Below are 14,503 nucleotides of genomic sequence, written 5' to 3'. Positions count from 1 at the left end.
CTGTAAATAACTCAGATCGATTTACTAATCTTCTGTAGTACTTTTCTCATAAGACCAGCCAAAGGCCAATCCGAAAATGTGATACACCAAAGCAAATACTCCTACTGCAAAAATGGTATCACCAATCACACGCAACCATTTTAATGTAGCCATAAATGGTTGCTGCATGAACTCAGCCGAACGAGCATACCAAAGGCCATGTTTTACACTTGCCCAGGTTTGAGCCAAACCAACAGGCAACACACTTATAAGCACCATCAACAACAAACCAATATTGATTGCCCAAAAAGCCATTTTGATGGTTTTCTCTTTCCAAACTTTGTTCAAGTTCATATCGCGCAAGACGAATAACATCAATCCAATTCCTAAAAAGCCATAAACACCAAACAGCGCAGTGTGTCCGTGTACCGGAGTGGTGTTCAACCCTTGCATGTAGTACAATGCAATTGGTGGATTAATCAGGAAGCCAAAGATTCCGGCTCCCAGAAAATTCCAGAATGCCACCGCAATAAAGCAGTAGATGGGCCATTTATAGGCCTTCACCCAATCACCGGACCGGCTTAAGGTCAAGTTGTGATAACCTTCAAATCCCATCAGCACCAGCGGAACAACTTCAAGCGCACTGAAGGTGGCCCCCAAAGCAAGCACTGCAGTTGGTGTTCCGGTAAAGTAGAGGTGGTGAAAAGTTCCTAAAATACCTCCGCTCAAAAAGATAATGGTTGAAAACAAAACGGTTGTCGTTGCAATTTTAGCGCCGATCAGCTGCATCCGTACAAACAGGTAAGCGATGATAACGGTTGCAAACACTTCAAAAAATCCTTCGACCCAAAGGTGGACTACCCACCAACGCCAGTATTCAGCGATAGCCAGGTGCGTTTGACGTCCCCACATCAGGCCGGCGCCATAAAATGAGGCGATAGCAATTGAGGCAATCAAAAACATGATCAACAAGTTCCGGTTCTCCGTTTTTTCCTTTAAAGCTGGTAATAAAGCTCGCCCCATCAAAAACAGCCAGATGAATAAGCCTGCAAACAGGAAAATCTGCCAGAACCGTCCTAAGTCCACATACTCATAACCTTGATGCCCAAACCAGAAGTTTTCGACTAAGCCCAGTTTTTGCATCACACCCATCCATTGTCCGGCTAATGAGCCTAGCACAATAACCAACAAGGAGAAAAATAATACATTGACTCCCAACTTTTGGTATTTGGGTTCTCTGCCTGCAATTGCTGGCGCAAAGAATAAACCAGTAGCCAACCAAGAGGTTGCAATCCAGAAAATTCCAATCTGCACATGCCACGTTCTTGAAATGGAATACGGTAGCCACTGGTCAAGCGGGATGCCATAAAATGCGCTTCCCTCAACACCATAGTGCGCTGTAATTACTCCTGCCATGATTTGCACTAGCATTAACAGAGAAACGACCCAGAAATATTTTATAGTAGCTTTCATGGATGGAAAAAGCTTCATGCCGGAAACCGGATTGACCGCCGGAACTTCCATACGCTCATCCTCATCTTTGTTGGAAGCGTAATACCAAGCCAGCCATCCAATTCCTGCTAAAAGAATAATCACACTAAAACCCGTCCAAAGAATTAACGAGCTGCTTGGTCGATTGCCAACTAGCTCTTCGGGAGGCCAATTGTTGGTATAAGAAATTTCTTTGCCCGGCCGTTCAGTTACGGTTGACCAAGTTGCCCAAAAGAAGAAGCCATTCATCAAATGCATGCGATCGGCCGACTTAATCGTGTTTACTGGGATGGCGTAAGCTTCGCGCAAATGAGCTTTTTCTTCCCCATCCATAAATAAGCCGGAATAATGGCTCCCCACTTCAGCAAATGCCTGCGCCCGCAAATCTGAAATCACCAAATTTCCAGTTTGTTCATCATAGGTATTGGTCCGCATTTCTTTTTGAACTCTTGCTTCTAAGGCTGCTTTCTGTTCATTGGATAAGTTTTCGTAAAGCTTGCCAAAATCCTTCTTTCCCCAGTAGTTCAACATGAACATGGCCTCGCGGTGCAACCAGTCTGCGGTCCAATCCGGGGCCTGATAGGCTCCATGTCCCCAAACTGTTCCCAGCTCTTGTCCACCAATTGACTGCCAGACATTTTGGCCATCTTTGATTTCCTGACTGGTTAAAATAACTTCCCCGGAAGTGGTAACCACCTGCTCAGGGATTGGCGGTGCCTGCCTGTAAATTTCCCAACCATAAAAAAGAAGGACTGCAAAAGAAAGAACCATTACTGCAGTAAAACCATACCATAACTTCTTTGTACTCATAGTTTTTGTATTTAATAGATAATAACATCCTCTTATCCTCTGTTGCAAATATAAAAAGATTATTCTAGTTTTGTCAATCAGTGGACCTTTTTATCCTCATTTGTATTTTAGAACAGAAATTAAGTATTCACATCTTAAATTGAATTATCATGATTAGCGTAGAAAACCTGGTAGGCGACATTGCCCGCGACCACTTTCAAACTGTAAAAGTGTTTGATAAATACCAAATTGATTTTTGCTGCGGAGGTAAGCAAAGTTTGCAAGAAGCTTGTGCAACAAACGCAATCGATGTTAAAGAAGTAATCCAACAACTTGAGCATTCCATCCAACAACAGTCGGTTGCTCCTAAGTTTAATGAAATGCCATTGCCTCAGTTAATTCATTACATTGTTGACAATCACCACTCGTTTGTGCGTGAGAATATTCCTTTACTGAATAAGCTCCTTGATAAAATAGAGGAAGTTCACGGAGACAATCATCCGGAAATTATTGAAGTGAACGCTCATTTCAAAGAATCAGCGGGGCAACTTACCATGCACCTTCAAAAAGAAGAATTAATTCTCTTTCCCCTAGTTGAAAAATTAGCCCAACTGGCAGCTGATGGCAAAACAATTACGACAAGTGGCCCGTCGGTTACACAACCCATTGCAGCAATGATACAAGAACATGAAAATGAAGGAGCCCGATTTGAGTTGATTTCGAAGCTTACCAATGGTTATACTCCCCCAGCTGATGCTTGCAACACGTATCGCGCCGCCTATGAAACGTTACAGGCGTTTGAGAAAGACTTACATCAGCATATTCATCTTGAAAACAATATTTTGTTTCCGAAAGCTGCCCTTCTGGAACAAGAAGTGGTGAAAAAACACTAATTTTGCGCCAAAATTAAAAATCAATGCTTTCAAAATCTGCAGAATATGCTATTCGTGCGCTGGTGTACATCCAGCTACAAAATTGGGAAGAAAAACGACCGGGATACCGCGAGATTGCTCGTGAGATTGAGTCGCCAGAACATTTTACAGCTAAAATTTTGCAGGTGCTTACCCGGTTTAATTTTATCTATAGCATGAAAGGACGCAATGGCGGTTTTGCTTTTAATGCTAAAGATGAGCCGCTAAAACTCTACCGTGTCATTGTGGCCATTGATGGAGAAAAAGCTTTCACTCGCTGTAGCTTTGGCTTTAAAAGTTGCGATAGCGGCAATAAATGTCCTCTTCACGATGAATTTTCAAAAATCAGGAATGATTTCACCGCCTTGGTCAACAAGGAAACGATTCAATCCTTGGCCAAGAAAATTGAGGAAGGAGAAGCAGTCTTAACACAAGGTATTTCATAAATATAACAAGAGGCCATTCAAATGAGTGGCCTCTTACTTTTAGAAAATTCAGTCTATTACTTTTTCAAAATTACCTTTTTGGTTAATACTTGGCCGCCGGCTTGAATACTGATAAAGTAAACCCCATCCACTTCTTTCGATAGGTCTAATTCTATTTCTTTATCAAACAAATAACTTTCCCGGTAAATCTCCTGTCCTCCAATACTGTGAATCAGTATTTCACCTTCTGAGACGTCAGTTCTCTGAAGACGAACATACACCTTACCCTTGCTCGGGTTAGGATAAACGACAAAATCAAAAGCCTGATTCAAATCCTCAACTCCGGTCGGAATCTGCACAACAATAACCAGTTCAACATCTGCCGTAGCTCCATGTTGATCACTCGCTGTTAATAGGAAAATATGCTCTCCAACTTCTAAATCTGTTGGGGAAACGGTTACTTGCATTTGCTCCGAGCTTAATACAACCCAGGCTGGAAGTGCTGATCCATCCTTCGTTGCTAAACTGTAGCTTAACACATCGCCAGGATCTGCATCAACAAATAAGCCCGTTGGAAGATCTGCTGTATAAGTCGTATTCTTATCTACATAAATCGTATCCACCTCTCCTTTCAATTCTGGTGCTCGGTTAACAGTCTCAACCGTCACCATAAAATGACTTTCACTGGTATTTCCAGAGGTATCAGTCGCAGTAAACACGACTTCTGTTGTTCCCGCAGGAAATTCACTGCCACTGGCAAGTCCTGATGTCTGAACCACTTCCACGCCACAGGCATCACTTGCCGAAGGAGTTGAAAACTCGACCACTGCCGAGTAAGCGTCCGCTTCTGCAACGATAACAATGTCTTCTTTTTGAGCAATCGTTGGCTCAAGCCTGTCAACAACTGTTACAATCGCTCTTCCAAATGACACATTCCCAGCAGCATCCCGGGCTGTCAACGTAACGGTATTTTCGCCTAAATCACTGCAATCAAACGAAGTCTTATCCAAAAATAGTTCAGTAATTGCCACATTATCAGAAGAACCTCGGTCAATTTGTTGTGAAGTAATTGTTGCCTCTCCAGAATCGTCCAAATCGACTGTAATATCTCGTGTTTCAATAATTGGAGGAATAACGTCGGGAATGGAGACCACCGCTTTTTGCATTGTCCGATTGCCATGAATATCAGTTAAACTTACAATAACTTCATTCTCACCGGTATCATCCGGGCTAAATGTGGTTTGACTTAGAACAGTATCCTGAATCCCACAATTATCGGTAGCGCCACGCACTAAATCTCTTGGATCAAGCGTGATTGATTCAGCTCTTGCATTTTCAAAATCAATCTCAAAATCCTTGGTCAATAAAACCGGACTAATGGTGTCCTTCACCGTAATGGTAACCGGTTTGCTTACTTTATTTTCGCTGGCATCCAGGGCAGTCAGGATTACCGCATTCTCTCCCACATGCTCGCAACTAAACTCACTCGGACTTGAGACAATCTGCACTTCTCCACAGTTATCATACCCTAGTGTAAAGCTCATGTCAAACTCCCCTGCTTGAGACCCAAATATCTCCTGTGCATTGGGGCTAGAACTACCCTCTTCTAAATCAACATAATAATAAGAGTTCCCTGCGTAATCCATGTCGACAAGAAATAACTGATGGTAGGAAATTCCATCTATGGTAAAATACAAGCCATCAAGCTCTTTTGGAGTAGAACCTCCTTCTTTAAAGTCCTTTAAGATTACCCCATTGGAACCGCCATCGGGAACTGCCGTCAAGGTCATTTCAAATGAATAGTCCTTTGGGTTGAAAGAAGCGTTCCCTTCAGCATCAAGCTTTAGTGTATAGCTCTTGGCAGATAGTGTTGGAAGGATATTATCTAGCACTGTAACCACAGCCGTTGCCGAAGCCTTATTTCCAGCTGCATCGTATGCCGTTAAGGTAACTCTATTATCGCCAAACTTGTTGCTACAATCAAACGAAGTTTTGTCTAACGAAAGAGCCTTGATTCCGATATTATCAGAAGAACCATTGTCGATTTGTTCCGGACTAATGGTTGCCTTCCCATACTCATCTAACTCAACTGTAATATTTTGTGTTATAACTTCCGGGAGAATGACATCGGGAATAATTACCAAAGCCGGTTTTCTTGTCGTATTACCATGAATGTCAGTTAAGCTTACGATAACCTCATTCTCTCCAGTATCATTCGGACCAAATGTATTTTTGCTTAACGCAATATTCTGAATTGCACAGTTATCACTTGCTGTCGTGATCAAATCTTTAGGACCAATAGTAACCAAGTCAGCTTCCGCATTTTCAAACTCAAGCTTGAAATTCTTGGTGATTAAAACAGGGCTGATGGTATCTACTACCGTGATCGTAACCTCAGAGTTGATCTCATTCCCACTTCCATCCCGGGCTGTTAGGGTGAGTGTGTTATCGCCAATATCATTGCAACTAAACTCATTCTGACTCAGTGCAATTTGCACATTTCCACAGTTATCGGGCCATGGTGTAAAACTCAAGTTCAGTTCACGGGATTGATTGCCAAATAGCTCTTTCATATTGGGATTAGAACTATAGTCCTCCCGATCAATATAGTAAAATGAGCTTCCATCAGAATAAGTACGATCAAAAAATAACTGATGGTATGGAGCTCCCTCAAGTCTAAAATACAGACCGTCTAAATCTTCAGGAGCCACATCACGATTCTCAAAACGACTTAGACTAATCCTGTTGTAATCATAGTTGCCATACACCGTTAACGACATTTCGAAAAAATAATCCGCAGGATTAAAAGAAGCATTCCCTTCAGCATCCAGCATCACCATGAGAGGCTTGTTAGATATACTTGGTGGAATATTGTCAACCACAGTAACTACAGCGGTTTCCGATGCCCTATTTCCAGCAGCATCAAAAGCAGTCAGAACAACCGTATTTTCCCCAAGATGACTACAATCAAAAAAGGTTCGATCCAAGCTTAAGTTTGTAATCCTCAAATTATCAGAAGAACCATGATCTACTTGTTCCGGGCTGATGGTTGCCTTTCCGGACTCATCCAACTCAACTTGAATATCTTGAGTGATTACCATTGGAGGAGTATGATCAGGAACAACAACAGTTACCACCGCCGTTTGCTCAACACTATTCCCATAAGTATCTGTCAACATTACGACAACATCATTCTCTCCGGCATCACTAGCGTTAAAGGTGTTTCGACTTAAAGTAATCTCCTGAATTCCACAATTGTCAGTGGCCTCTACCACCAGATTCTGCGATTCAATAGTAACTGCTTCATCTTCTTCATGCTCAAACTCAATCTTCAGATTCTTAGTTGACAGAAGTGGTTTAATGGTATCTTTTACGGTAACCGCAATTGTTTCGTCCAACTGATTGTTGTATGTGTCGGTAAAGGTCACATCAAGCATATTTTCGCCCAAATCATCGCAGGTGAAATCCTTTTTTGGCAACTCAACCAGCACATCTCCACAGTTATCGTACCACGATGCAAACTTCAAGGTAAACGCTCTCATCTGCTCGCCAAATATATCCTGCACATTCAGAGTCCCACTAGAACCATCTTTATCAATATAATAATAGGCAGCCCCACCTACATGCGATTGATAAAGAAACAGTTGATGATAGGTAAATCCATCAATCGTAAAATATAAACCGTCCAATTTCTCTGGTTCAAAATCCGCCTTAAGATATCTAAATATCACCAAATTTGAAGTGTAGTATGGATCTACTGTTAAGGAGACTTCGAATGTATAATCCTCTGGATTAAAAGAAGTTCTTCCTTCTGAATCAAGCATCAATGTATAGTTCTTTTCTAATAGCGTAGGGCGAGAATTGTCAACTACTGTGACTGTTGCAGGCTCCGATGCCGTATTGCCAGCAGCATCTTGAGCTGTTAGCGTTACAACATTATCGCCAACGCTACTGCAGTCAAAATAAGTCTGGTCCAGGGTAAGTGATGTAATTCTCAGATTATCGCTAGAGCCATTATCTATTTGTTCCGGACTAACGCTTACCCCTCCCGATTGATCCAACTGAACCGTGATATCTTTAGTCACAACCTTTGGTGAAACCTGATCTGGGACGACAACAGTTACCACGGCTGTTTGCTCTACGCGGTTGCCCTGCTTATCAGTTACACTCACCTTCACTTCATTTGCTCCTGCATTAGCCGGACTAAACACCTCTTGACTTATCGTAATATCCTGAACGGCACAGTTATCCACCGCCTTCTCGACCAAATCGACAGAAGTGATTGTTCTGGGGACATCTGTTTCATTCTCAAACTCTATTGTCAGATCCTTTGTAGTTAGATGCGGCCTTATTGTATCTTCAATCGTTATTACAACTGATTCTTCAATGCTATTTCCCCGGGCATCAGACAAAAGCAACTTGAGTGAATGATTCCCCACCTCATCGCATCCAAACTCGTTTTGACTTAAACTTACCTCTACATCTCCACAGGTATCATACCACGATGCGAAGCTTAAAGTGAACTCTCTTCGATTTTTCCCAAATATATCCTGTGCATTCAGACTGGGATTATGCCCATCTGTATCTAGATAGAAATAGGATTGGTCGAATCTATCCGTATGATCAAAAAACAATTGATGATAGGAAAGTCCATCAAGCGTAAAATACAAACCATCCAACTCCTCCGGTGTTAGATCGTCTTGAAAATATCTAAATATCACCCAATTCGAAGTGTAGGTTGGATTTACTGTTAAGGTTATTTCAAAAGAATAATCTTTTGGATTGAAAGAAGCTGTTCCCTCTGAATTCAGCATCAGGGTATAGTTCTTTTCTAATAGCTTGGGCGGAGTATTGTCGAGTACAGTCACCACAGCCATTGCCGATGCCATATTACCAGCCGCATCACGTGCTGTCAAGCTCACCGTATTATCGCCAATCTGGCTGCAATCAAACGAAGTCAGATCAAGGAAAAGTCCCGTAATCCCAACATTATCCGAAGAATTATCATCGATCTCTTCTGCCGTAATCATAGCATTCCCTGACTCATCCAAGATAACAGTAATATCACGAGTCTTTACTGTGGGGGGAATTACATCCTCTTCTTCGATAAAACTCCTATGAGAAAGCTCATAAATCCTATTATTATCTCGAGCAATTGGCGAATTACTTATTGAGTTTATATTTCCTGCTAGATCATCTAAAAGCTTTGTTCTAAACTCTAAAGCGAAGGTGTTATAAACTCCAGTAAAAGACATTAAACTGATCAAAAAGATTTTGAAGGTAAAAGCCAGCAGATTAGCTAACTTCGGGTAGAAGTAGAATTTTTTCATGATTTTTGGTTACCTCAATAAGCATTAAGAAATTATGCTAATTCGTTTTGGGGGCAAAATTACTCGACATTGACCTTTCTGTCCAATTATTCATGGGTACAGTATGGGTACAGCAAGGCTATTTTTTGTAAAAAGACGACCTTGTGGAAATGCGATGAGCTTGCTCTAAGCTAAAACACATTGGCAACGAATAGTAATCCGGCCTATCGTTTGCCAGTAAAAGCAATCTCATCAAAACGGCTTAAAATATAACTCGAAGTTGATAGACCCCCATCAGAATAAACAGAAGGGCCACTCCCCTCCGTAACCAGATTTCCAGGTTTTGGACTTTTCGCAACCAGCTTGAAAATCCGTCAAAAGCAAAGGCCAACAATAACGTTGATAAAATTACAACAACACCGGTACCCAAAGCAAACAAAAAAGGAAGCAGCAGTCCTGCCGGGCTTTTCAAGGTCATTGGAATCAACAGCCCAAAGTACATGACTCCGCTATAAGAACAAAAAGCCAAAGCAAACACCACCCCCAACAGAAATGGTTTAATCGCTTTCAACTGATTTTCTTTTTCCAACTGATTGACCAACCAGTTCCACGAGGGGAATGGAATCCGTAGCAAGTCAAGCATAACAATTCCGATGAAGATCAAGAGTGGGGCCAGTAACTTTTCGCCATAACGAGCTAAAAAGCCGGAAATATCAAGTGCATTGGCTCCAAAATATAAGATAACAGCGAGTAGCACATACGAAAGTGCCCGCCCCAGTGTATAGAAAAGTCCGCCCAACAACACTTGTTTCTTATTCGCCCCTTCGCGACCAATAAATCCAACAGCTGCCAGGTTACTAGTTAGTGTGCACGGCCCTAGTGAGGTTAACAGGCCCAGCAAAAAAGCTGACCACAGCGAAAAAGAAGATTGATCCAATAGGTTGGTAAAAAACTCTTGCATTAAAATTGATCGATGGTTTGTTCCAAGATTGCTTTAAACTTTTCAGGCTTTGGCAGCACATACAGAAAAGCCTCTTCTGTCAGGTTTACTTGCTGGCTATCTTTCAACACCACCAATGATTTAAAGACGACATCAAACTGGCCTGCGAACTTGGCACAATCAGCCTCATCCAAATTAAACTGACGAAAAACCAACCGGCCTGACTTTAAATCTCCCTCGTATTTGCCAGCCAATTCGTCCTGAATGATTTTCTCAATGGCATTGCAGGTTTCGCAGCGAACGGAAGTCCGAAAGTAGTACAAACCGATCTGCCCTTGTTCTGGCAAAACAAGCTTATCGCTTTTTACAGGAGTCTGTTCCACACAAGCTCCCAGCACAGTCACAAGCAGTCCGATCAGAAAGAATCTCATTCTTTATTTTTTAGGTCTTCCAAAAGTTTACAAATGGCTTTATAACTTGGCAAGTCTCCGCGAATAACAACCTCGCCATCTACAACTAAAGCCGGTGTTTGCAATACACCAAAACGCATAATTTCATTTAGATCATCCACTTTCTCAATATGTGCTGACAACTGCAAGCTAGCCACGGCCTTCTCGACCCGATGGGCCAATCCCCGGCACTTGACACATCCCGGACCTAAAACTTTAATTTCCATGCGATTCTTCTGATTTTGTGTAAAAGTACTGATTCTGTGTTAAAACAATTTCAAAAAAGTGTTAATACATGCGGAAAGACTGGCTGTTAAAAAGTTTTAATTTCAAGATCACATTAGTCTGAGTTCAAAGAATGTGCTATCTTCGCAAACATAAAAAATTCGCGCATCTTGTTAGCGGTAAAAGAATTAATCACAAGTTCAGACGTTCATTTTAAAAATTATTGATTACGAATTGTTTGAGCGAAAATTAAGCATCCGTCGAAATTAATTATATCTATGAAGAATTATAAGTTCATCAACAATGTTACAGGCTGGCTGGTCTTTTTAGTGGCAGCCGTTGTTTATTTAATGACGATTGAACCCACCACCAGTTTTTGGGATTGTGGTGAATTTATTACAACCTCCTACAAGTTGGAAGTAGGTCACCCGCCGGGTGCTCCTTTTTTCATGATTTTGGGACGCTTCTTCACAATTTTCGCCGATCCATCAAGCGCAGCCATGATGATCAATGCCTTGTCGGCATTGGCCAGTGCGTTTACCATCCTGTTTTTGTATTGGACAATTACCCACTTGGCTCAAAAGTTGGTTGGCACAGAGAAAGAATATAGCCTGGGGCACACCGTTGCCATTATTGGAAGTGGAGTTGTTGGTGCTTTAGCCTACACGTTTTCTGATACCTTCTGGTTCTCAGCTGTTGAAGGCGAGGTTTATGCCAGTTCATCGCTCATTACTGCGATCGTCTTCTGGGCCATTCTGAAATGGGAAAATGTAGCCGATGAGCCCCATGCCAACCGCTGGATCATCCTGATTGCCTATCTGATGGGGATTTCTATTGGAATTCACCTGTTAAACCTGTTGGCTATTCCTGCCATTGTCTTTGTTTATTATTACAAAAAATATCCGGTTACCCGCAACGGAATTATTGCCAGTCTGGTCATTTCGATTTTGCTTCTAGGAATCATCATGTATGGTATCATTCCGGGGGTTATTAAAATTGCCTCCTGGTTTGAACTCATGTTTGTCAATGGCTTTGGACTGCCATTCAACACGGGAACTATTTTTTACGCTGCTCTGCTTATTGGGTTGATTGTTTTTGGCATTCATTACACCACCAAAAAGAACCTGGTACTTTGGAATACCGTGCTGGTGGCTTTTATGGTCATTATCATTGGTTATTCATCGTTTGCCATGATTGTTATTCGTTCTTCGGCCAATACTCCAATGGATCAAAATAGCCCCGATGACGTATTCTCCTTATTAGGTTACTTGAACCGCGAACAATACGGAGACCGCCCACTATTTACCGGCCAGAATTACAACACTCCGCTTGATCCTCAGAATCCATACGTTGAAGATAAACCGTACTACATTCAAAAAGATGGCAAATATGTCGTTTCTGATATTCGTCAGAAGCCTCAGTACGACTCTCGCTTCACAACTTTCTTTCCACGGATGTGGAGTAGTCAAAGCCAACACATAAAAGACTATCAGAGTTGGGCTGGCGTTGAAGGAAAAACGGTTCAGATAACCAACCGCCAAGGAGAGCCGGAGACGATCAAGCTACCAACCTTTGGCGAAAACCTGCAGTTTTTTGTTCGCTACCAAGTGGTTCACATGTACATGCGTTATTTCATGTGGAACTTTGTGGGACGTCAAAACGATATTCAAGGGCATGGCGATGTTCTTAGCGGAAACTGGCTGAGTGGTATTAATTTTATTGATTCAGCCCGTTTGGGTGATCAATCAGATTTGCCAGCCAAATACGCCAACAACAAAGCACGAAATACCTACTATTTCTTACCGCTTTTACTCGGACTATTAGGAGCATTTTTTCACTATCACCGCAATAAGAAAGACATGTGGGTAGTTAGTCTGCTTTTCATTATGACAGGAATTGCCATTGTGGTCTACCTGAACCAGTATCCGCATCAACCACGTGAACGAGATTATGCTTATGCCGGATCATTTTATGCCTTCGCCATTTGGATTGGACTTGGCGTGCTTGCCATTCCTGAACTCCTGAAGAAATGGCTTCCTTATACAAGCACAGCCATTGCGGCTTCGGTTTTGAGTTTATTCTTGGTTCCCGGAGTTATGGCGAATGAAAACTGGGATGACCACGATCGCTCAAACCGATATACCGCTCGCGACTTTGGGGCTAACTACCTGAACAGCTGCGAGAACAATGGAATCATCTTTACCAATGGCGACAACGATACGTTCCCATTATGGTACAACCAAGAGGTTGAAGGCGTTCGTACCGACCTTCGTGTATGTAACTTGAGTTACCTGCAAACCGATTGGTACATCGATCAAATGCGTCGTCAGGCCTACGAATCCAACCCTTTGCCAATCACCTTTACGGAAGATCAGTATGTGCAAGGAACACGGGATGTGATTTACCTGATGAATGATCCTCGGATTAAGGGTGCTGTGGACTTGAAAAAAGCATTGGACTTTGTCAAAGATGACAATCCAAAGACCAAGCTAACGCAGGCCGATAATGCAGCTTACATTCCGTCTAAACGCTTGTTCTTAAAAGTGGATAAAGAAGCTGTTATTCGCAATAAGGTTGTTCCTGAGGCGCAATACGATCAGATTGTGGATACCATTTTCATCGACTTTGGGAATAAAAACTACGTTACCAAAGATGAGCTTATGGTGCTTGATATGATTGCCAACTCCAATTGGGAGCGCCCAATCTATTATGCCATCACCGTGGGCCGCGATAAATATTTGGGCTTGCAGGATTACTTCCAGCTTGATGGATTTGCTTACCGCTTCACCCCTGTTAAAACAGAGCAGTCAGGCATTTACTTTGGCCGTGTAAACACCGAACGGATGTACCAACATATGATGAATGATTTCAAATGGGGAAACATGAACGATCCGGAGGTTTACATCGACGAGAACAATCAACGAATGATGATGAATATCCGGAATAACTTCAACCGACTTGCTGAAAGCTTGGTACAGGAAGGCCGGAAAGATTCAGCAATCAAAGTACTGGATCGCAGTTTAGAACTTATTCCACACGATATCGTTCCTTACAACTACTTCTCGCTGCAGTTGGCCGAAGATTACCTGTCGGCTGGAGCTATGGATAAAGGAACTAAAGTGATGCGGGAAATCTACGAATCGTACAAGGAAGAAATGGACTACTTCCTCAAGCTGGATGATAAATACCTGGTTTCAGTTGATGAAGAAATTCAGCGTATCATGTACTTCCTGCGCGAGATGAGTCTCATCACGAACGAGTACAAATTGGAAGATTTCTCTAAAGAAATTACAGCAAGTTTTAACAACTATTTTCAAGCATACAGTACATTGAACTAATGCTTCGATTTGATCCAAGAATACAACCTCCGGTTTTGCTTACCAGGTATTTTCCCAAAGCACTTTGGCGACTATCTGGTAAGCAAAAACAGGTGGTCTTAACCTTTGACGATGGGCCAATTCCGGAAGTAACTCCTTGGGTGCTCGACTTGCTTGACAAGGAACAAATTAAAGCTTGTTTCTTTTGTGTTGGCGAAAATGTCAAACGTCACCCCGAACTTTTTCAGCAACTACGGGATCGCGGACACCAGGTTGGCAACCACACGTTTAACCACCTTCAAGGGCTAAAAACGCCCGATGAAGACTATTTTAACAACGTTGAGCTGGCCAGGAAATTCATCCAATCGCGGCTCCTTCGCCCGCCACATGGGCTGTTGAAAAAATCACAATACAAAGCACTGAGCAGCCAATATCAATTGGTTATGTGGGATATTATCAGTCGTGATTACCGATCAGACTTAACACCTGAAAAAGTCGTTAACAATGTGATGAACTTTGTTCGTTCAGGCTCCATCATCATCTTTCACGATTCCTTAAAGGCACAAAAGAACCTGAAAGAAGCTTTGCCTGTTGTTATTAAAAATTTGAAACAGAAAGGTTATACCTTTACACTTATACCCGAAGAATATCAAAAAGTAGCTAGCTAA

The 14,503-nt window shown here is 42.1% G+C and carries 9 protein-coding genes; 4 read left to right on the top strand and 5 right to left on the bottom strand.

The window, feature by feature from the left end; translation table 11 throughout:
- Positions 1–24: 24 nt before the first annotated feature.
- The gene (locus BM156_RS04955) at positions 25–2,280 is read right to left on the bottom strand and encodes a nitric-oxide reductase large subunit (RefSeq protein WP_093918742.1); all 2,256 of its coding nucleotides are present in this window, start codon (positions 2,278–2,280) and stop codon (positions 25–27) included.
- 149 nt (positions 2,281–2,429) lie between these two features.
- Here BM156_RS04955 and ric point away from each other — a divergent pair, with 149 nt between their 5' ends.
- Together ric and BM156_RS04945 are read left to right on the top strand one after the other, a co-directional pair.
- Entirely contained in the window at positions 2,430–3,152 is a 723-nt protein-coding gene (gene ric, locus BM156_RS04950) for an iron-sulfur cluster repair di-iron protein (protein ID WP_093918741.1), read from the top strand.
- A gap of 23 nt (positions 3,153–3,175) precedes the next feature.
- Complete coding sequence (locus BM156_RS04945) at positions 3,176–3,616, top strand: RrF2 family transcriptional regulator (RefSeq protein WP_093918740.1); 441 nt, start codon at positions 3,176–3,178, stop codon at positions 3,614–3,616.
- Between the two features lie 56 nt (positions 3,617–3,672).
- Here the strand turns inward: BM156_RS04945 and BM156_RS04940 are convergent, their stop codons facing one another.
- The 4 genes from BM156_RS04940 to BM156_RS04925 form a co-directional block, all read right to left on the bottom strand.
- On the bottom strand, positions 3,673–8,925 hold the full coding sequence (locus tag BM156_RS04940) for an HYR domain-containing protein (protein ID WP_093918739.1): 5,253 nt from the start codon (positions 8,923–8,925) through the stop codon (positions 3,673–3,675).
- 241 nt (positions 8,926–9,166) lie between these two features.
- Positions 9,167–9,865 (bottom strand): aromatic aminobenezylarsenical efflux permease ArsG family transporter, encoded by a 699-nt coding sequence (locus tag BM156_RS04935; protein ID WP_093918738.1) that lies wholly within the window; start codon positions 9,863–9,865, stop codon positions 9,167–9,169.
- A complete protein-coding gene (locus tag BM156_RS04930) occupies positions 9,865–10,275 on the bottom strand; it encodes a nitrophenyl compound nitroreductase subunit ArsF family protein (protein WP_093918737.1) in 411 nt (136 codons plus the stop codon). The genes BM156_RS04935 and BM156_RS04930 overlap by 1 nt, the downstream gene beginning before the upstream one ends.
- Positions 10,272–10,520: a thioredoxin family protein gene (locus tag BM156_RS04925; RefSeq protein ID WP_093918736.1), complete on the bottom strand. Its 249-nt coding sequence runs from the start codon at positions 10,518–10,520 to the stop codon at positions 10,272–10,274. Before BM156_RS04925 ends, BM156_RS04930 begins: the two co-directional genes overlap by 4 nt.
- 276 nt (positions 10,521–10,796) lie before the next feature.
- On the opposite strand from BM156_RS04925, the gene BM156_RS04920 reads away from it, so the two are divergent.
- Both BM156_RS04920 and BM156_RS04915 read left to right on the top strand, forming a co-directional pair.
- Positions 10,797–13,856, top strand: coding sequence for a protein O-mannosyl-transferase family (locus BM156_RS04920; RefSeq protein WP_093918735.1), 3,060 nt, complete (start codon positions 10,797–10,799; stop codon positions 13,854–13,856).
- Positions 13,856–14,503: a polysaccharide deacetylase family protein gene (locus tag BM156_RS04915; RefSeq protein ID WP_093918734.1), complete on the top strand. Its 648-nt coding sequence runs from the start codon at positions 13,856–13,858 to the stop codon at positions 14,501–14,503. Before BM156_RS04920 ends, BM156_RS04915 begins: the two co-directional genes overlap by 1 nt.

Origin of the sequence: Sunxiuqinia elliptica, assembly GCF_900113005.1 — a bacterium.
Taxonomy (GTDB): domain Bacteria; phylum Bacteroidota; class Bacteroidia; order Bacteroidales; family Prolixibacteraceae; genus Sunxiuqinia; species Sunxiuqinia elliptica.
Note: the sequence above shows the minus strand (reverse complement) of the source record. Positions and strands in the feature narration are given on the sequence as shown.